Source organism: Shewanella gelidii (assembly GCF_014647855.1).
Lineage (GTDB): Bacteria > Pseudomonadota > Gammaproteobacteria > Enterobacterales > Shewanellaceae > Shewanella > Shewanella gelidii.
Genome location: NZ_BMPZ01000008.1, coordinates 1 through 18,972 on the forward strand (window position 1 = coordinate 1; position 18,972 = coordinate 18,972).

Genomic DNA, 18,972 nt, shown 5'->3' on the forward strand with positions numbered 1-18,972 from the left:
CTTTGTCAGCTATGACATCACCACAGAGCAAGGCGATTACTACAGCTATAGCCACAGTGTTGATGTTTATGCCAACTACCAATTCAGTCAGCAGATGGCGATGAAACTGGCCTACCAGTATGAACGCTATTACGACACCGACTATGCGCAGGTCGATGTGAATGCGATTTCAGGGCTAACCACCCTTGGCGACTTGAACCACAACTATAACGCGCACCAAGTGATGTTGTCGTTTAGCTACCAGCTGCGCTAACGCGCTGGGCTAACCATAACTGCAAGAGGATATGAGAATGGAACGCAGAAGTTTCTTAAAAATGAGTGCAGCAATGGGCTGCGCAGCGACAGTGTCAGGCTGTAACTCAAGCTCAAGCGATGTTGAAGTCGTGCCGCCAACCCCTCCGGTTGGGAGTGATGAAAAACTCAATTGGTCCGCCTGTTTGGTCAACTGTGGCTCAAACTGCCCGGTCAAAGTTTACTCTAAAGATGGTGTGATCACGCGAGTGGAATCAGACTTCACCATTGAAGATGAATATGGCGATCATAACGTCCGCGCATGTTTACGTGGCCGTGCGCTGCGTAAACGAGTGTATGCTCCCGATCGTCTAAAATACCCGATGAAACGTGTCGGCCCCCGTGGTAGCGGTCAATTTGAGCGTATTAGCTGGGATGAAGCGCTTGATATTGTGGCGGATAAGCTACAAAACACGATTGATCAGTATGGGAATGAGTCCATCCTATTTACCTACAACTCAGGTGCCGCTTACCACTTCTCTGGTAAACAGTGTCTATACCGTTTGATGAACCTGAAAGGTGGCTATCTAAACACCTACGGTGATTACTCATGGGCACAACTCTATAAAGCTGCAACATATACCTATGGTTCTGCACGCCCAGGCTGGAAAGGCAGCTCGATGTCAGAGATGAAAAACTCTGATTTGGTGTTGATGATTGGCTACAACCCATCAGAGATCCGCATGAGTGGCTCAGGCGAAGCTTATGACTTCTTGATGCTAAAGCAGCAAAATAACTTCAAAACCATTCTGGTCGACCCTCGATATACCGACTCAGCAGTGGGTAAAGAAGATCAGTGGCTTGCAATCCGCCCAGGCACAGATGCAGCACTCATTGAGGCTATCGCCTACGAGCTCATCACCAATAACCGCGTAAACCAAGAGTTCCTCAACGACTATTGTGTCGGCTATGATGAAAACACCATGCCAGCGGGTGTGGATTACAGTGAGAGTTACAAATCATACATTCTTGATAATCCAACCGCTGGTGATATGACACCAGGGACCAATGCAAAAACACCAGCATGGGCCGCAGCGATCACAGGTATTGAAGAGAACGTCATCATTGATGTTGCTGAACAACTAGCCAATGCAAGCGCGCCATTTGTTCAAATTGCGGCATCACTCTGCCGTCAAGCCGCTGGTGAAAACAACACCCGTGCTGGCTATATGCTGCCTATCTTATTGGGTCAAATCGGCTTACCTGGAACCAATGGTGGTGGTTTATGTTCTGGCTCGTCGTTCTCAGCCCCCAAAATGCCCACAGGCTCAAACCCTGTCGGTAAGAAGATCTCTTTCTTCACCTGGACCCAAGCCATTGAAGATGGCGAAAATATGTCGGTTCTTAAAGACGGTGTCATTCTTCCTGAAGACCAATTGGACGCAAATGGAGACGGGAAGCTTGGCCATAACGTTAAAGCAATTATTAACTATGCGGGCAACGCACTGGTTAACCAGCACTCTGATACCAATCGTACTACTGAAATCCTTTCCGATGAGTCTAAATGTGAGTTTATCCTCGTCGTTGATAACTGGATGACACCAAGTGCTGAGTACGCAGACATCGTGTTACCCGATGTTTCTTGGTTAGAAACCGAGGATTTAGTCAACCAAAGCTATGCCGCGGGTGATACCGCCACCCTCGTACAAATGAGCACCGGCGTTGAGCCGATGTTTGAAAGCCGCCCTATTTATGATGTATGTGTGGATCTCGCGAAACGCATGGGTGTCGAAGCTGAATTTACAGAAGGAAAAACCCGCGAAGATTGGCTCAACGAGTTCTACGCATCAGCCAAAGCCGCACAACCTGATTTGCCAGAAAAAGAAGTCATGTTGACACAAGGTGTGTACCGTAAGTATTTGCCAAACGGTAGCTATATTGTTCACGAAGATTTCCGTAACGATCCAGTTGCAAACCCACTACCTACACCTTCTGGCAAAATAGAAATCTACTCTGAACGTTTAGCTGAACTGTCTCAAAAATGGGATCTTGCGGATGGCGATGTGATTTCTGCGCTGCCTAAGTACGTGCCCACTTGGGATGGTTATGAAGATGCTGCGACCAAAGATGATTACCCGCTGCAGCTCACTGGCTACCACACCAAAGGCCGTGCTCACTCTAGCTACCATAACGTACCTTGGCTGCGTGAAGCAGTTCAAGACGCCGTATGGATGAACCCTATTGACGCCCAACAGCGCGGGTTACAAACGGGCGATCTAGTCCGGATATTTAACGATCGAGGCGAACTCGAAGTGCCCGTAAAAGTAACCCCAAGAATCATGGTCGGCGTTACTGCGCTTGGTCAAGGCGCATGGGTTCGCTTTGAAGGAAACATTGATAAAGGCGGCAACCTCAATACCGTAACTTCGCAACGACCAACCCCATTATCTAAAGGTAATGGTCAGCACACAAACCGTGTCCAAATCACAAAAGCCTGATAGGAGTTAATCATGAGTAATAATGTTCAATACGGCTTTTATGTCGACGCAAGCAAATGTACTGGCTGTAAAACCTGTCAAATTGCCTGCAAAGATCGCAAAGATCTACCTGTTGGTGTGAATTGGCGCCGTGTCTATGAATACGGTGGTGGTCAGTGGACTGAAAATGGCGATGGCAGCATCAATCAAGATGTATTTGCCTATTATAAATCTATTGGATGTAACCATTGTAATGAGCCTGTTTGCGTCAAAGCTTGTCCGACGGGAGCAATGCATAAGCGCAAAGAAGATGGCTTAGTCCATATCGCCAGTGAACTGTGTATAGGTTGCGAGAGCTGTGCACGTGCATGCCCTTATGATGCGCCACAAATCGATAGCGCTCGTAAGGTGATGACCAAATGTGATGGTTGCTTTGAGCGTCTCGCTGAAGGCATGAAGCCAAGCTGTGTGGAATCATGCCCTATGCGCGCCATTGATTTTGGCACCATGGACGAGTTGCAAGCAAAATACCCAGACGCTGTTGCACCAAATATTGCCCCATTGCCGGTCAGCAGCATCACCTCACCAAACCTTTTGGTGAAACCAAACCGTCATGCGCGTCCAAGCGGTGATAGTGATGGCATGGTATTAAACTGGGCAGAAGTATAAACTAACCATAGCCTAGGATGGCGCCTTATCATCTTGAGGATGAGGCGCCTTTTTTTTGAATCAACGAATCTCGAAAGCAAAATAGGTAGTGTGACGATGACATCATCAATGAAGGCAGCGCTCGATAAAAATCAGTTAGAAGAGTATCAAGGCTTGGCTTGTATTCTTCACAACGTACTTTTCTTTGACCCAAACGAGTCGCTAATTAATGGCTTTATCCAGCATGATGTTATTAGCAGTTGGCCAGATTTTTCTGGTACCAAATCAGAACAAGAAGCAAAAGACAGAGTTCAGCGATATCTAGAAGCATGGGCTCCTGAGCAATTGCTGTCATTGAAATTAGATTATGCGCAACTTTTTTATGGGCCAGGCGAGCCTAAAGCGGCACCTTGGGGCTCGGTGTACCTGAGCGAACGCCAACTGCTCAATGGTGAATCGACTCAAGCACTCATGCAATTTTATCAAGATCGCCAAGTCACATTTGAATTGGACTCTAACCAACCAGTTGACCATCTTGGGTTATATTTTGCTGTACTTGATCAAATTTTTGCGCAATTGCAACAAGATAACAGCGAAGCATTACGCCAAAACGCCATACTATTGTTACAACAACACCTACTACCTTGGTCCGGCCGCTGTCTTGAATTTATGTATGAATACGCGCAAACTGATTTCTACAAAGGGATAGCCATACTCACTCAAAACTATCTTGATGAAATCAGCAAAGTTTTGAATGTGGTTCCATTAACAAAGCAGTTATTTCGATAACTAGCGACGCAACATCAAAACTCTGAAAGTTTTGGCCCAATAGCAACAGAACGAGCGGAATAGAAAGAGAATATATGAGCTTTGTGAAAGCCGTTGGGCAGCAATGGAATAAATCTGCTTTTGCAGAAAAAATTGCCCAAACGTTAAAACTGCAAACAGAAGTTAACTCACTGTTTATCGGTGCGACCAGCATCACGACAGTTTCAAACCTAATCGCTGCAATGGCCTACTGTGAATTAGATAGTGAATACCAACAAGCACAGCTCACCGATGCCGTCATGCTCACGATTCTTTTTGATTGTTTTCGGCTTCTTGTTGTTAAACAAGCCGAACAGAATGAGCTCAGCCAAGCTGAACATTTAATTGTGCAAATCACAGACATTTACGCTGCTAAAGATGAAATAGCCCAGCAATCTCCTGAACTTGAGCAAGTGCAAATTCAAATTAGAAACTTGTGCCAACAGCTAGCTCAGTTGCAAAAACAGCGACGCCAGCAATCAAGAAATATGGGTCGATAATCAAGCAGATTGCACTGTGCAAATAACCTCTTTCTTTTCCGGCGAAAGATCAAAAAAGCGGAGCCCATGGACTCCGCTTTTTCTCATTTAAGATGTAAATTTATTTAGCCAACAAATTCTACACCTAACTTAATATCGCCTTTTAAAGTATCTAGCATGGCATCTCGAGCGTTCGCTTCAAACTCGCTGACATCACCGTATGCCAGCACTTCTTCAACGCCGTTCTTGCCTAGTAAGACCGGTTGAGCGAAGAATTCAGCGTGCTCACTACCGCCATCAACATAAGCGCATTCAATCACACCCGACTCACCTTGAAGGCCTTTCACCAATGACATACCGAAACGACAAGCCGCTTGTCCCATGGATAGGGTTGCACTTCCGCCACCCGCTTTTGCTTCAACAACTTCAGTCCCCGCATTTTGAATGCGGGTTGTTAAGTTTGCGACTTCTTCATCACTGAAACTCACACCTTCGACTTGAGAAAGTAGAGGTAAGATGGTGACACCACTGTGACCACCAATCACATTAATTTTCACTTGCTCAACATCGACCCCTTTCGCTTCTGCAATAAAGGTTTCAGACCGAATCACATCAAGCGTTGTGACACCGAATAAACGGTTTTTGTCGTATACCCCGGCTTTTTTCAATACTTCAGCGGCAATCGCTACCGTAGTATTGACTGGGTTGGTAATAATACCCACTAAAGCTTTGGGGCACGTCGAGGCAACTTTTTCAATCAGGTTTCTAACAATGCCAGCATTGATATTGAATAGATCAGAGCGATCCATACCGGGTTTACGCGCAACACCAGCTGAAATTAAAACAACATCCGCGCCTTCTAGCGCAGGCGTCGGATCTTCACCAGCGAAGCCCTTTACATCAACCGCTGTCGGGATGTGGCTTAAATCAACAGCGACGCCGGGAGTCACTGGCGCGATGTCATAAAGAGACAGCTTTGAACCCGCAGGCAATTGAGTTTTTAACAGTAGGGCAAGAGCTTGGCCGATACCACCAGCAGCACCAAGTACAGCAACTTTCATAGTTATCTCCGTCATTTCTCTGGGTATTTTTGTGATGCAGATCTAATTCCTTGTGGCGCAACATTACTTTATCATCACGATAAATTCAATTATCCCTTAGTCTCGTAAGCGAATAAATTGAATTATTGTTAAAAAAGCGGCCAACAACCCCCTATTTAGCCCGAAATCACGTCGAAATAACAGCAATTTGTAAACAATTAGTGACAAATGCGTTAAATGCATTTTTATGCACATAAAAACGGATTTCGTTGACTTTTTGACCCGAAATATTCAGAATGGGGTGGATTTCATGAATAAGAAAAAACTGAATAACTATGCCAACAACTAAAAATCAAGACGAGCTAGTCAAGACCTTTAAGGCCATTCTAAAGGAAGAGAGATTTGGGTCACAAAGCGAAATCGTGACCGCATTGCAAACTGAAGGGTTTAGCAACATAAACCAGTCTAAAGTCTCTCGCATGCTCAGTAAATTTGGAGCCGTGCGCACACGCAATGCAAAGCAAGAGATGGTTTATTGCTTGCCAGCAGAGCTAGGGGTGCCTACAGCTGGTAGCCCACTTAAAAATCTAGTATTAGATGTCGATCAGAACCAATCGATGATTGTCGTTCGTACCAGCCCTGGTGCAGCGCAGCTTATCGCAAGGCTTCTCGACTCAATAGGCAAGCCAGAAGGGATTTTAGGCACTATTGCTGGTGACGATACGATCTTCATTTGTCCTTCAAGCATACAAAATATCGAAGATACTTTGGAAACGGTAAAATCTTTATTTAACTACGCGGAATAACAGACCTGGTTTATTTTACTCCAAATAAAAAGCCCCTTTCTTCAGGGGCTTTTTTAGTGCAAAAATTCACTTTTGCCAGTGCAATGCTTAGTAAAAGCTAACGCTGCATATAGTAATTACCGCTATTATTCGTCTTGAAACTTCAACATGAAATCTAGCGATGGCGCAAAGAAGGAAGACCCTGTTAAAGCGCGGGTATAATCCATTAGGTGGTCATGATGACCATGACCATCACCTTTCACCATACTTTCCAACATTTTGGTAAAATTGACTGGCGTATGACACGTTGACACAAACATCAACCCCTGCTCTTTTACGGAGCCGTAAGGCATACTTTGACGCAATATTTCCATCGACTGACCTTGTTCGTCCTTCAAGTTCACCCGTTTAATATGGCTTGTGAGTGGCTTATCAGCAGACGCATATTCAATGTTATCTTGCTTTGTCCGACCAATAATATCTTCTTGGCTTTTCACCGGTAAGCGGTGCCATTTACTCAAGTTGTGAGCAAATTTTTGTACATGAACATAGCTACCACCTCGAAATGCTTCATCATCGTCACCCACTAACGCGACCTGCTGACGATTACGCCCTTTGGGATTCTCGGTTCCATCAACGAAACCGGTTAAATCCCGATTATCCATGAAACGGAAACCACGCTCTTCATCTTGCAACTCAACCAAGCCTTCTAACATTTGGCAAACTTCGTTGGCGACAAGGTGCAAAATATCATATCGGTCACAGCGCAAATGGATAAACAAATCATACTCAAGCGCTGGTGCATCTCGGTTCGCTTCAGCGAGCGCCGGAAAGGGTTGTAACAGAGCTGGACGTACGTCGGCATACAAACTATCCCAACCATTAGCCCCGACAGCGACAAAACCATTAAATGCACTATCTGCATAGAGGTCCGTCAATTCATAGATATACTGAGCGACATTGCCTAAACAGGGACGAAGCTGCGCTTCCACGCCGTCGATGGCATTGAACATCAAATAGATGCTATGCAGGTTTCCTTCGGCACATATTCCTAACTGTTCTCGTGGCATAATCGTTTTATCCATTTTTGGACCTCTAACATATTCATTTACGGCATTATTATCGATAACTTTAACAGCAAATGATTTTAACTAGTGCACATATTTAAGTCATTTCCACAGTTAAATTTAGTAGCCCGCCGCTTGACCGTCTTTTCGGCTCTCGGATGCACCACGGTAGACCTTGGTTTCTGGGTCCTGTCCAATGGCTTGATAGCCACCAAACGCACCAAGCGCGTCGCGCATAACATGACCTTTTTTAACTAATTCTCGGCGAGTCTCCATACTGAAACCGGATTCAAGACTAACGTAGCCACCATCGCTCATGACTTCTCCTGTAGGTTGAGAAGAACCACTATGTAGAATTCTAGGTGCATCTCCCGCTTCCTGCAGGTTCATACCAAAATCAATGAGATTAATCATAATTTGCGCATGCATTTGTGGTTGTGTTGCGCCCCCCATCACTCCAAAGCTCAGCCAAGGCTGACCATCCTTGGTCACAAATGCAGGAATAATGGTATGAAATGGGCGTTTTCCTGGCGCATAGGAGTTAAATCGTCCAGGTTTCAAATCAAATAACTGACCACGATCCTGAAGAACAAAACCCAAATCTGGCGGTGTCATTCCAGATCCCATACCACGATAATTACTTTGTATGAGGGACACCATATTGCCAGCTTCGTCCGCCGTGGTGAGATACACCGTATCCCCATGCCCAAGTGCGGGATTTCCGGCATCTACACTTTTTGCCGCACGTTTGGCATCGATCGATTGAGCCCTTTGATAATTATATTGCTCGGAAATAAGCTCAGCCACTGGGATTTGATTAAATGCCATATCCGCATAAAACTTCGCTCGATCAGCAAAAGCGAGTTTTTTGGCTTCTACAAAATGATGTACATATTCTGCACTGTCAAAACCCATTGAGCGTAAATCGAATGGCTCCAGTGTTTTTAAGATCTGTAACGCAGCAATTCCCTGACCATTGGGTGGTAACTCCCACACATCATATCCACGATAATTGGCTGATACCGGCTCGACCCATTCGCTAGTATGTGTCGCCAAATCTTCATACGTTAAATATCCACCTTGTGCTTTCATATAACGGGCGATACTTTGTGCAATTTCACCTTTATAAAAGGCATCGCGCCCTTGTTTTGCAAGCAAATCATAAGTATTGGCTAACGCAGGATTTTTAAAAATCTCCCCCGTCTTTGGCATATGTCCGTCGGGCATAAAAGTTTCTTTAAAACCAGGATACGGACTAAGTCGGCTAGCACTGCGCTCAAGGTAATAAGCGATAAGTTCTGAAACAGGGAAGCCGTTTTTAGCATAGTGAATTGCAGGTGCTAGGTTGTCGGCCATTGAGACTTGACCGAATTTTTTATGTAATTCAAACCAGCCATCTACCGCGCCGGGAACAGAGACAGGTAAGGGGCCATAAGGAGGGAAATAGTCAAGACCTAATGCTTGTACCTTTTCTACAGTAAGCGACTTCGGGCTACGACCAGATGCATTTAAACCGTAGAGTTTTTTATCTTTCGCACTCCATACAATTGCAAATAAATCTCCCCCTATGCCTGACCCTGTTGGCTCTGTCAGCCCAAGCACTGCATTGGCAGCAATCGCAGCATCCACTGCACTACCACCTTGCTTCAGAATATCTAAAGCAGCTTGAGTTGCGAGAGGCTGACTCGTCGCGGCCATGCCTTGGGTCGCGTATACCTCAGAGCGCGTCGCAAACGCTTTACCGGTTATTCTATCCATTGCTGCTGCTCCTTGGCTAAAAGTGCATGTCAAAACAGCTACCATCAAGCACTTCTTCATCGAAAGTAAGTGACGACAGCGCAAACTTTGCCCTGTGAAGTTCATCATTCTATTTAGCATTCTTATTATCCTAGCGCTTTATTATTCTAATCTTAGTGATATCAAACACCTCGGCTGCTTCGACACTAGCACACCTCTCGAGCGAAAATAAGCCAACATGCAGACCAATATGCTGAACTGTTTTCAAATGGCGCGATATGTGATGAGTGAACCTTTGCTCATTTTAAAGAGTGCACCAGACCTTTGCCTACAAAAGACCTGTAACAACGCATGTTGAACCGAAGACTAATAGGACAAAAGTCGCGTTTTGCAAACCTCACGGGTATTTTCAGCGAAAAGTCCGACCTGTTGATAAACATATAATTAAACACCACTTTACACAAAAGTCTGCACTAGCTAAGCGTCTGAGCGCCTCTTTAAAACAAAATTAACCGGAAATTATGCCGACAACCGCTAAACTAATAGATAGCAATCGAGCCACGCAGAGCCGCATAAAATATCGCACCGTCATAAGCCATGGTGCTTTGAACTGCCTAAATATGAACCAATCGACTGACTCAATCCCGAATAGGCTTTGCTAAGGTGGTTTGCTTAGGTAACGGTTACACCGCTAAACGAGGAGATAATTTTCATGGATATACTCATTGGAGTGACTTTAGTCGCCATATTATTGTTCTTGTTCAAGCACCGAATATGGCAAACACACCCGAAGCACTATAAGAAATCAATGAAGCGAACATCGAGCCATGGACACCATGTCTTTAGCAAGAATAGTCGCTACCATAGTGTCAGTATCGATAGTAGCGGCCATCATTGCCGTCACGCAGAAAAAGTGAAAGGAAAGCGCTTTTTATCTGAAGAGGCTCCAAAAATTCCATTGGGCGGGTGTAACCAAGCACATTGCCAATGTAAATATATTCACCATGCGGATCGCCGAGAGCCAGGGGTCGACCGACGGCTCGATTACGGCTTAACCCATGACCTTTATGGCGCTTTTGGAGAGCAAAATCGAAGGTTAATGACTAGAGGGCGCCGCTCAACGGATTTACAAGCTGCTCACTAAACATGTAAGCGTCAAAGTGGTTTTATTTACCAGTATTTTTCGACGGTAATTTGCCCCGGTGCGCGACGAAGGTTTTTCTCTAACCCAATTTGTCGTAGCGCCGCCACTGAGTCCTGAATCATCCCTGGATTGCCACAGATCATCACTTGAGATTGTTCGGCATTAATTTCTAGCCCCGCATATTTAGAAATTTCACCTGAATCAATTCCATCGGGGATCCGGCAATTCAATCCTGTCGAATTTTCTTCACGAGTCACACAGGTAACCAATTGAAATTGCTCTGGGTAGCGCAGCTTAAAGTCTTTCAGCAGCTCTAAATAGGCCAAATCCTCTATGTATCGAACGCCATACACCAAAACCACTTTTTCAAATCGCTGCCACAAGGCAGATGTTTGCATCATTGAGATAAATGGCCCAACAGCTGTACCTGTGGCTAAAAACCACATATGTTTATTATCTTGCTCGGGGATCTCATCTAACGTCATGAAGCCAGTTGCTTTTTGGCTCACTTCAATTTCGTCACCAGGTTTTAAAGCTTGTAAATCAGGAGAAAGCATCCCGTCTTCGACTGCGACAGCGAGAATTTCGACGTAGTCTGTATCAGGACCATTGACCAGCGAGTATGCTCGGGCGACCCGCTTGTCATCTCGCACTTGGCTCAGCTTAATAAATTGTCCTGCGATAAAGGGGGCGACATCTGCAGCTATTTTCAAACTAAACAATTTATCGTTCCAATCTATGCGTTCGATTACTTTACCAGTCACCCACATAACGACCTCATCAATTAAACAGCTATGGCTTTAGCATAGACCCAATCCTTTGAAACAAAAACCCTTTTATTATTACTTGTTTTATTCGTATTTACGGGTAAGAAATAACTCAGACCACCCCATCAATTACCACCTGATTTCAAAAACTGGGCTCTTAAAAACAAAAAATCCCTGAATATATGTTCAGGGATTTAAAGCGTTTTGGGGTGAGCATTACTTAGCTCATCTGCATTGTATGGGGATCAGTGAAGCGCTTCCGGCTGCTCATCATCTTCCTCAAACTCTTCATCACCCATGAAATACGTGCCCCAGCCGTCGTAATCGACCTTTTGCTTCGTCGCGAGCTGTATCATTTGCTCCGCTGCTTTATCCAATAACTCAAGATCAAGCTTATGGGTCGCAACCGCATCAAAGCAAAAAATGATTTGACCGTTTTCTAACTCCATCTCTTCGGCATCATTCACCTCAAAACCAAGTTTAAAAGCTTCAACAGCAGCTTTTTCTAGGCGATCAAAGTTGCTACAAGAAAAGTGATGCTCAATCGTATAGTCCACATCTGGATCGGAGCCGTCTTCAAGTAGAGCGTTTACGATATCGCGGTTTTCTTCTAGCTGCTCTTGCAGCAAAGTTTTATTCGACATGAATTGTCTCCAAATACTCTAAATTTTTTTCTTTCAATGAAGGTAAGCCCATTTACGCATTGTTAGAAGCAACCGACTTTCCCGCAAGGGCTGCTGCTTCTTGATTTAATGCTTCTAACTTTTCTGACATAGTTGCGTGAATTTTAGCAGAAAGCTCTTTAGCATTTCCCCTTGTCAAACCTTCAGTTGGGAACGGCGCCATCATTTCAATAATCACCACACCATTGTTCCAACGATTTAGGTTAATTTCGCTCTGGTTTGATGCCAATACTGGCACCATAGGTACGCCTGCATTGATTGCAGTATGGAAAGCACCAGCTTTAAAAGGTAAAAGCCCGCGACCACGGGATCGGGTTCCTTCAGGGAAAATCCAAATGGAAAGGCACTTCTCTTTAATCTTTTTCACCGTGTTTGCCATCGTATCAAATGCTCGGCTACGGTTATTACGATCGATAAGAATATTGCCAGACAACCAGTAAATTTGGCCAAACAATGGCATCCACGCCAAGCTTTTTTTCCCTAGGCTAACGGTCCCCTTCGGAACCGCTGCGGTATGAGTAAATACGTCATAATTGTTCTGGTGGTTTGCAAGGTAAATACAGGGCTCGTCTTTGATTTCGTCAGAACGACGAACAATGACTTTCAGGCCGAGGATCGGAACAACTGCAGAGAACATTTTAGCGAACATATGTACGTTATCTCGATGCATCGGACGAATTAAACAAACTAACCCACCGAATACAAACGCAAGCATTAACAAGATAACAAGTAGGACGGACCTGACAACTAACAGCAAAACCAACTCCAGTAAGGCATTTGGCGACAGTATAGCTAGCATATATACCTGACTCAATCTTTTGTTGTTGAGATTGAGACAACACATAGACGTCTTGGCTAGCACCTGTACGCTCAAATTAACACGACAGATACTAGACCCAGACGCACATCACAAGCACAATCGAGAACGTCGATTAAGCCTTACTGATTTTAGCTTCCGTTATGCGATTTCTATACAAGGACCAACTCAAGCGAAATCCTAAACTCACCAAAGCGAGTGCGGCGACGATTGCAGCACCACTTGGCAGATCCCAGTTCGCCGAGCAATATAAGCCAATGATATACCCGACAATCCCGACGCTATACGCCCACAGTAATGCCTTGTTATTCGCTAAAGGACTGACAGCAAGCGCAGGCAATATTAAGGTACTAAATACCAGGTAAACCCCAACCAATTCGACCGAGAGCGTAATGACCATAGCAAACAGCAGGTAAAAAGCACCGCCTTCAAGCACATCAGGCTTAAAGAAAACTAGCGCAAGCACTAACCCATAAAGCGTGGCAGGTAGATACAATTGACTCCAATTCACCCAAAGGATCTGCCCAGACATCAGCTGCTTCATTAACTCTGCCCCATGGGGATCGTTGGCAAGCAATAGCATCGCACTCACAGCAGCTAATACGTAAAAACAGCCAATCATAGCCTCTAACTCATCAGCCATATGTTTAGCCAGCCACGCAATTACTCCTGCGCCAAGTAGCGCAAATAGTGCCGGCATCCATAATGATGAATAGGGAATGGATTCAATATCATGATTTAAGCGAGCGGCAATTGCGCCTAATGCTGCAATTTGCGCGATCGCTAAATCGATAAAGATAATGCCTCGTTTCAGCACCTGCCGCCCCAAAACAACGTGGGTCGACAGAACCAACAGGCCTGCGACGAACGCAGGCAACAGGATGCTGAATAACTCAAAGTTCATGATGACTTTACCTTGCTGCTTTTAGCAAATCGATGACGCTTTGATATAAGCCAAATAGGTCTGAGCTCTGCTCATTTCCACCCACAGACATCGGCAAAACTAGGACCGGCAAATCTGCTCGCTCAGCTAACCATCGCGCCCCTCTTTCATCTTGGTACGAAGCCACAACCACCGCATAAATATCACCTTGGTTAGACCGAGATAGCAGTTTAGCTAAATGACCACTGCTCGGCGGTAAACCGGGCTTCGGTTCGAGATCGGCGACTTGCTCCATTCCCAACCAGTCAAATAGATACCGAAAACTAGAGTGATAAGCAATAACACGCTTGCCCTTCAAATCTGCAGCCAAGGCTTCCCATTCGGGGATTGCTGCAAGCCAACGTTGTTCAAAATTGGCAAAAGCCTGTCGATATGCCGCGGCTGATTCTGGGTTGACGGTTATCAACTTCTCACTCAGCGCATTGGCGACACCAAGCAGCTTGGTTGGCGAAAAGTGAATATGAGGGTTACCCGCAGCATGCACATCTCCCATACTGCGATCAACATTTTCAAGCTTATCTAAAGTTTCGATATGATCCGCTGCATAAAATAAGCCTTTGTCGGTCGAGCGAACCTTGGCATTAGCCGATTTCATTTGCAGCATTGGTAGCCAACCAACCTCTAGCTCTGCACCAGCGCACACCACTAAATCAGCGCGACGCATTTTAGCAATCAGGCTTGGCCTGGCTTGCACCATATGCGGATCTTGCTGTGCGGTTGTGGCCGAATAAATATTAGCATTTGGAGCAAGTTCTTGAGCTAGTGCCGCATATTCCGGTTCACATGCAAAAATATTGAGCTCAGCAAATACTAACGTGGGTTGCATCAAGGCCACAAAAGCCATCATGCTAACCATAATTTTAGAATTGATGCGCACCATGAGCCCCCAGAGTTGTTACATATTGCAATGTGACAATATTATCATCTTCGATACCATCAAAGTTTAGGCCATCTTGATGTACATACTGCAAACGAACACTTGAAAAGTGGCTTGGATGCCAAGCCAGTGTAAATTCAGTCTCTTTTAGCTCTTGCTCATCAAAGTGTTCTTCATGCGCCATGAGAGTATCAACTTGGCCATAGCGTACGCCGGCAGACCAAGCCGGGCTAAATTGATAAACGCTGCTCACATACCAACCTTGATGATAGTCATTCACATGACCTTCATGGTCATGATCTTCTTCCATACCCGGCTCTTCATGATGCTCTTCCTCATGATGTGCCATAAAGTCATTCACACGGAAAAACTCACCGCTGACCGTTAAATGTTGATACTTATAGTTGCCGTCTGGGGCCCATTTATACACAAAGTCTGCAATATAGGTGTTCTCACCTGTGTATGCAGCACTGTGGCTATGGTCGTGTTCTTCATGAGCGTCTTCTTCATGTTCATCGTGGTCATCACCCTCCTCCTCTTCATGAGCAGTCAGACGACCGTTTTCATTACGTAACCAAGCAAGACCAACTTGCCAAGACGCTTCAGTACCAATATCGCCACCAAATTTGGTATGCAAGCTATACACACCAACTTCTTCATATTCACGCTCACCATGCTCATCTTCAGCACGCAACGATTCACCAGAGAATGCTTCAACACCCATCGTCCAATAAAGATCGGTTGGCGCAACATAGTTTAAACGTAAGCCGTCATCAAAATAGTGGCTACCAAGAAAAGCACGGTAAACGGCTGGACGCTCGACGAAAGCATCAGTGTGTATATGTTGGTTATTTAAGTAACCCACGTCAGATAAAAAGCGACCAGCTCTCACAGAAAAACCGGCAGGCATGGACAGTGTTTGAATAAATGCTTCTTCTAGGCCTAATTCAGTTTCACCTTCATGAACTTCTAAAACAGTGGTGAGCTTACCATAGAAATTGTCGTCAATCACCGCACTTAATGCGAGTTCGGTATGGCCAAGGCCCAAACCTTCTTCGCGTTCTGCAAGCGGCCTTTCTGCGGTTTGATAGTAACCATCTAAAACTAGGCTGATGGCAGGGTTTGATAGCGTATTAGAGTCGTCGGCATAAGCTGAAAAGCCAAATAATGGAATAAGAATGGCGAGTGGCTTCAATGTAAAACGTTTCATTTTTTCTCCAAAAACAGTCGTGAGCAAGCGGCAAATACCACTTGCTAAAACTTGCTCTTACCCAAACCATTAGAAATAGAAAGCAATCGTAAAAGAGTTGGATTAAAGGCTTGGGGCTGAGACGCCAACTTATCAAGAACAAGTCACCTCGTTATGCTTGTATGAGGTGATTGTTCTATGCCGTTGTGCTGCACTGGTGATTCAGTGACATTCACGCCAAAGCACGTAAGAGCAAACCAATCTATGAGTCAGTCAGTTAAATTGATTTTTACGCTGTTTGTGGAGGTGCACGACTACTATAATAAGTCGTGGTAAGTTGCAAAAAGTGATTATGTTTTTGCAAATAGGGGACGAACGATTGCAGCTGAACGGGAGCTGCAATCCCACTACTAGGAAGGCTTTTATTAAACTGATGTTGCTGATAACACAGCGTACATTCAGTCGTTGAACCATCATCGAGGTGTTTGTGGGTATGACCAGCACTCGCAAACGACACCACTAGCAAAATGGCAGATAGCCACAATGCGAGTATTTGTCGAGTTACCTGCCTAGTTACCACGGAAATTCCTCAATGCAAATAAAGATTAATTCAATTTGGGCGCTAGTGTATGTCAGGATAAAAACCAGATGCAAGACTTAACGCAGTACAACTTGTCTCGAAATATGTACACAGCGAATCACCAACCCAATTTAAGTTTACATTAAGCTAATGTAATTAGTTTGATGATCAAATATCTTTACGACAGCGTAAATGATAAACGAAAGAGATGACGAAAATCTGACAAGAGACAAAGTCGCGTGAAAAAGTATATGGATAAACAATAGATATCAGTGAATTAGATTACTGGTGTGGCGAAAGCAATTTAAGACGAAATACAATTTAAAAGGAAGCTTACTATGCTCACTTTTCTAAAAAATAACCTTGGAATTATTATCGCGATGCTGCTTTTAGGTGGGCTGATCCTCGGCGGTATTTATTATGTCGAAACATCACTAGCAAATCAGGTTCAAGTCATCAATTAACCAAGTGACTTAAACCCTGTTTGCAATCCTCGAACAATTAGCGGTATTTACGACGATGCGCTTCAACATCTTCTTCCACTTGCGGCGGCGCCTCAATGGTTTTCATTTGATCCATAAAATGACTCACCATCAGTAAAATCGCAGCAAATATAGCCACGGCAATGGCAACCGTTTTATATTCTGGCAATAAGAATATAGCCCCAAGCGCGATGGCCGTTGTATAAAAGCCGAGTAACTTAAATCTGGCTAAACGTGGGCTTCGCCCAATCCATGCATCGCAATGCGGGCACTGAACCTCTGTCGCTAAACCTTTGCCGCGTTGATGAGCAATCGAATTAATCGAAATCGATCGATAGCAGTGGGAACAATTCACACAACATCCTCCAAAAATGGGATGGCAAGTCTAGCAGAGACTCGTATCAATTGGCGACCTAAAAGCAAACCTTTCACAGATCCCATCATTAGGAACTGTCACTATTCTCTTTAAATTTTTATAGATATGATGTCGTACCAGTTGTAAAACAGGACGTTTAGAATGCCCCATACGATAAAACTTTTTTTCGCGATATTCTGCTGGATCCTCTCTTCCAGTGTTTTTGCCAACGCGCCCGAGTCGACACCAGCCACCACAGAAGCTGCCGAACCCATCGCCGCTGAAGTACTGCAGGATATGCGCGATTTGCAGTCTGCCATCTCTCGAGATCTACAAAGAATCGAATCAGCGCAAGGCGAACTCAAAGGCTTTACCGAATTTAGAATTAATAACAAAGCCATCGCATTGAGAGCTCACATTACGAAGTTAATGGAGCAACCTGATCAAAATAAGACTTTTCTCACACCAATCATCCAGCAGCAAATCGAATTTGTCGGTGATATCGGTAACTATTTAGCACAAGACGTAAAGCGGATTAAATCCAAATTAGGCTCGGATAATGACAATCAGCTCATGCTCGATATCGTTCGCCGCGAATATGAAATCGTTCAATATTTTCAAGCTCAACTTGAAACGTTGAACTGGGCCGAACAGTTGAACATAGACGTCAGCAAACGCAAAGCCGCTTTCGTCCGTGAAATTCAGCTGTATGGTGACTCTCTGAAAAGCCAAGTTTCTTTCACTCAGTTGAAACTAAAACAAGCGTCTGCCACGGTAAAGGACGCTGGGGCAAATGTGTCAGCAGAGCAAACTACAGCCATGCTGACCTTTAAAAACCGTTTGAGCCAACTGAGCCAAAGCCTAGATATTGTCGCCCAGTTAATGGATCAGGTCGGCCTCGAAACGGCAGAGATTAAGCAGACTTTGTTTAGCATCTCTGGCGCGATAACCCAAGACGTTCTCAATGTTGATGTGGCCTCAAACCTTATTGGTCGTTGGCTGGCAGCGGCAAAGCATCAGGCTTTTGATAATGGCCCTAAGCTTATTTTCAAACTATTTATTTTCGTCGTCATCCTGTTTTTGGGACATCTTATCGGCAACATGACGAAGAAACTCGTACGCAAAGCTGTCGGCAATTCGAAACTGAAATTCAGTAAACTCTTGCAAGACTTCTTTGTTTCACTTTCAAGCAAAGCTGTATTTACAGTCGCCTTGCTTATCGCATTATCCCAGCTCGGCTTTGAGCTTGGCCCACTACTCGCAGGTTTTGGTATCGCGGGTGTGATCATTGGTTTTGCACTGCAAGATACGCTGTCTAATTTTGCCTCAGGCATGATGATTTTGATTTATCGTCCCTACGATGTAGGAGATTTGATCACTGCTGCAGGTGTAACAGGGCGCGTGGGTAATATGAGTTTGGTTTCAACCACCATAAAAACCTTAGATAACCAGCGACTTATCATTCCAAATAATAAAATTTGGGGTGACACAATTAACAATATTACGGTGGAGCATCAGCGCCGCGTCGACATGGTATTTGGCATTGGGTATGGCGATGATATTGAGCACGCTGAACGCGTGCTACATGACATTATCAATCAGCATCCAAGCATTTTGAATTCACCGGCGCCCACAATCAAGTTGCATACGCTGAATTCATCCTCTGTTGATTTCATTGTTCGGCCATGGGTAAAACCTGGCGATTACTGGGATGTTTACTGGGATATTACTCGCGAAGTGAAAATGCGCTTTGACGCTGAAGGAATTAGTATTCCATTCCCACAGCGCGACGTACATGTATACCAGCACAACGACAATCCAGTCTCAGATTAAACCTAGAGACCATAAAAAAGCCCCAAACGGG

20 protein-coding genes are annotated in these 18,972 nt (G+C 44.7%); 9 read left to right on the forward strand and 11 right to left on the reverse strand.

The window, feature by feature from the left end; genetic code table 11:
• The 5 genes from IEY18_RS13120 to IEY18_RS13140 form a co-directional block, all read left to right on the forward strand.
• A partial coding sequence (locus tag IEY18_RS13120) for an MtrB/PioB family outer membrane beta-barrel protein (RefSeq protein WP_188921566.1) occupies window positions 1-253 on the forward strand: 253 nt, incomplete at its 5' end.
• Between the two features lie 37 nt (window positions 254-290).
• Complete coding sequence (locus tag IEY18_RS13125) at window positions 291-2,729, forward strand: DMSO/selenate family reductase complex A subunit (protein WP_188921568.1); 2,439 nt, start codon at window positions 291-293, stop codon at window positions 2,727-2,729.
• Window positions 2,730-2,741: 12 nt separating this feature from the next.
• On the forward strand, window positions 2,742-3,377 hold the full coding sequence (locus tag IEY18_RS13130; RefSeq protein WP_188921570.1) for a DMSO/selenate family reductase complex B subunit: 636 nt from the start codon (window positions 2,742-2,744) through the stop codon (window positions 3,375-3,377).
• Window positions 3,378-3,473: 96 nt separating this feature from the next.
• On the forward strand, window positions 3,474-4,145 hold the full coding sequence (locus IEY18_RS13135) for a TorD/DmsD family molecular chaperone (RefSeq protein WP_229779876.1): 672 nt from the start codon (window positions 3,474-3,476) through the stop codon (window positions 4,143-4,145).
• A 74-nt stretch (window positions 4,146-4,219) separates the two neighbouring features.
• Window positions 4,220-4,663 carry a hypothetical protein gene (locus tag IEY18_RS13140; protein WP_188921572.1) on the forward strand — a complete coding sequence of 148 codons (444 nt, stop codon included), beginning with the start codon at window positions 4,220-4,222 and terminating at the stop codon, window positions 4,661-4,663.
• A 104-nt stretch (window positions 4,664-4,767) separates the two neighbouring features.
• Here the strand turns inward: IEY18_RS13140 and mdh are convergent, their stop codons facing one another.
• Window positions 4,768-5,703, reverse strand: coding sequence for a malate dehydrogenase (gene mdh / locus IEY18_RS13145; RefSeq protein ID WP_188921574.1), 936 nt, complete (start codon window positions 5,701-5,703; stop codon window positions 4,768-4,770).
• A gap of 314 nt (window positions 5,704-6,017) precedes the next feature.
• Here mdh and argR point away from each other — a divergent pair, with 314 nt between their 5' ends.
• Window positions 6,018-6,488: a transcriptional regulator ArgR gene (gene argR, locus IEY18_RS13150; protein WP_188921576.1), complete on the forward strand. Its 471-nt coding sequence runs from the start codon at window positions 6,018-6,020 to the stop codon at window positions 6,486-6,488.
• A gap of 125 nt (window positions 6,489-6,613) precedes the next feature.
• Here the strand turns inward: argR and IEY18_RS13155 are convergent, their stop codons facing one another.
• Both IEY18_RS13155 and ggt read right to left on the reverse strand, forming a co-directional pair.
• Window positions 6,614-7,552, reverse strand: coding sequence for a Dyp-type peroxidase (locus tag IEY18_RS13155; RefSeq protein ID WP_229779878.1), 939 nt, complete (start codon window positions 7,550-7,552; stop codon window positions 6,614-6,616).
• 102 nt (window positions 7,553-7,654) lie between these two features.
• Window positions 7,655-9,352, reverse strand: a complete 1,698-nt coding sequence (gene ggt, locus IEY18_RS13160; protein ID WP_188921813.1) for a gamma-glutamyltransferase — start codon at window positions 9,350-9,352, stop codon at window positions 7,655-7,657.
• A 631-nt stretch (window positions 9,353-9,983) separates the two neighbouring features.
• Between ggt and IEY18_RS13165 the strand changes: the two genes are divergently transcribed.
• Window positions 9,984-10,415, forward strand: coding sequence for a hypothetical protein (locus tag IEY18_RS13165; protein WP_229779880.1), 432 nt, complete (start codon window positions 9,984-9,986; stop codon window positions 10,413-10,415).
• 26 nt (window positions 10,416-10,441) lie between these two features.
• Here the strand turns inward: IEY18_RS13165 and IEY18_RS13170 are convergent, their stop codons facing one another.
• The 7 genes from IEY18_RS13170 to IEY18_RS13200 all read right to left on the reverse strand — a co-directional run bounded on the left by IEY18_RS13170 (window position 10,442) and on the right by IEY18_RS13200 (window position 16,271).
• A complete protein-coding gene (locus IEY18_RS13170; protein ID WP_188921578.1) occupies window positions 10,442-11,185 on the reverse strand; it encodes a ferredoxin--NADP reductase in 744 nt (247 codons plus the stop codon).
• 242 nt (window positions 11,186-11,427) lie between these two features.
• On the reverse strand, window positions 11,428-11,826 hold the full coding sequence (gene rraB / locus IEY18_RS13175) for a ribonuclease E inhibitor RraB (RefSeq protein ID WP_188921580.1): 399 nt from the start codon (window positions 11,824-11,826) through the stop codon (window positions 11,428-11,430).
• Window positions 11,827-11,878: 52 nt separating this feature from the next.
• Window positions 11,879-12,622, reverse strand: coding sequence for a 1-acylglycerol-3-phosphate O-acyltransferase (locus IEY18_RS13180; RefSeq protein WP_188921818.1), 744 nt, complete (start codon window positions 12,620-12,622; stop codon window positions 11,879-11,881).
• Window positions 12,623-12,797: 175 nt separating this feature from the next.
• Entirely contained in the window at window positions 12,798-13,589 is a 792-nt protein-coding gene (locus tag IEY18_RS13185; RefSeq protein WP_188921820.1) for a metal ABC transporter permease, read from the reverse strand.
• Between the two features lie 4 nt (window positions 13,590-13,593).
• Window positions 13,594-14,502: a metal ABC transporter solute-binding protein, Zn/Mn family gene (locus IEY18_RS13190; RefSeq protein WP_373290751.1), complete on the reverse strand. Its 909-nt coding sequence runs from the start codon at window positions 14,500-14,502 to the stop codon at window positions 13,594-13,596.
• Window positions 14,486-15,712 (reverse strand): hypothetical protein, encoded by a 1,227-nt coding sequence (locus IEY18_RS13195; RefSeq protein ID WP_188921584.1) that lies wholly within the window; start codon window positions 15,710-15,712, stop codon window positions 14,486-14,488. The genes IEY18_RS13190 and IEY18_RS13195 overlap by 17 nt, the downstream gene beginning before the upstream one ends.
• A 268-nt stretch (window positions 15,713-15,980) precedes the next feature.
• Window positions 15,981-16,271, reverse strand: coding sequence for an ABC-type zinc uptake system zinc chaperone (locus tag IEY18_RS13200; protein ID WP_188921586.1), 291 nt, complete (start codon window positions 16,269-16,271; stop codon window positions 15,981-15,983).
• Window positions 16,272-16,609: 338 nt separating this feature from the next.
• On the opposite strand from IEY18_RS13200, the gene IEY18_RS17475 reads away from it, so the two are divergent.
• Complete coding sequence (locus tag IEY18_RS17475; RefSeq protein ID WP_268244251.1) at window positions 16,610-16,735, forward strand: hypothetical protein; 126 nt, start codon at window positions 16,610-16,612, stop codon at window positions 16,733-16,735.
• Window positions 16,736-16,772: 37 nt separating this feature from the next.
• Here IEY18_RS17475 and IEY18_RS13205 read toward each other — a convergent pair whose 3' ends face one another.
• Window positions 16,773-17,108 (reverse strand): hypothetical protein, encoded by a 336-nt coding sequence (locus tag IEY18_RS13205; protein WP_188921588.1) that lies wholly within the window; start codon window positions 17,106-17,108, stop codon window positions 16,773-16,775.
• A gap of 162 nt (window positions 17,109-17,270) precedes the next feature.
• Between IEY18_RS13205 and IEY18_RS13210 the strand changes: the two genes are divergently transcribed.
• Window positions 17,271-18,941: a mechanosensitive ion channel family protein gene (locus IEY18_RS13210; protein WP_188921590.1), complete on the forward strand. Its 1,671-nt coding sequence runs from the start codon at window positions 17,271-17,273 to the stop codon at window positions 18,939-18,941.
• Window positions 18,942-18,972 lie beyond the last annotated feature (31 nt).

What these genes read in the sequence shown, in the direction of transcription:
- IEY18_RS13125 (WP_188921568.1), top strand. Translation starts at nt 291, where the DNA reads ATGGAACGCAGAAGTTTCTTAAAAATGAGTGCAGCAATGGGCTGCGCA.
- IEY18_RS13130 (WP_188921570.1), top strand. Translation starts at nt 2,742, where the DNA reads ATGAGTAATAATGTTCAATACGGCTTTTATGTCGACGCAAGCAAATGT.
- IEY18_RS13135 (WP_229779876.1), top strand. Translation starts at nt 3,474, where the DNA reads ATGACATCATCAATGAAGGCAGCGCTCGATAAAAATCAGTTAGAAGAG.
- IEY18_RS13140 (WP_188921572.1), top strand. Translation starts at nt 4,220, where the DNA reads ATGAGCTTTGTGAAAGCCGTTGGGCAGCAATGGAATAAATCTGCTTTT.
- mdh (WP_188921574.1), bottom strand. Translation starts at nt 5,703, where the DNA reads ATGAAAGTTGCTGTACTTGGTGCTGCTGGTGGTATCGGCCAAGCTCTT.
- argR (WP_188921576.1), top strand. Translation starts at nt 6,018, where the DNA reads ATGCCAACAACTAAAAATCAAGACGAGCTAGTCAAGACCTTTAAGGCC.
- IEY18_RS13155 (WP_229779878.1), bottom strand. Translation starts at nt 7,552, where the DNA reads ATGGATAAAACGATTATGCCACGAGAACAGTTAGGAATATGTGCCGAA.
- ggt (WP_188921813.1), bottom strand. Translation starts at nt 9,352, where the DNA reads ATGAAGAAGTGCTTGATGGTAGCTGTTTTGACATGCACTTTTAGCCAA.
- IEY18_RS13165 (WP_229779880.1), top strand. Translation starts at nt 9,984, where the DNA reads ATGGATATACTCATTGGAGTGACTTTAGTCGCCATATTATTGTTCTTG.
- IEY18_RS13170 (WP_188921578.1), bottom strand. Translation starts at nt 11,185, where the DNA reads ATGTGGGTGACTGGTAAAGTAATCGAACGCATAGATTGGAACGATAAA.
- rraB (WP_188921580.1), bottom strand. Translation starts at nt 11,826, where the DNA reads ATGTCGAATAAAACTTTGCTGCAAGAGCAGCTAGAAGAAAACCGCGAT.
- IEY18_RS13195 (WP_188921584.1), bottom strand. Translation starts at nt 15,712, where the DNA reads ATGAAACGTTTTACATTGAAGCCACTCGCCATTCTTATTCCATTATTT.
- IEY18_RS17475 (WP_268244251.1), top strand. Translation starts at nt 16,610, where the DNA reads ATGCTCACTTTTCTAAAAAATAACCTTGGAATTATTATCGCGATGCTG.
- IEY18_RS13210 (WP_188921590.1), top strand. Translation starts at nt 17,271, where the DNA reads ATGCCCCATACGATAAAACTTTTTTTCGCGATATTCTGCTGGATCCTC.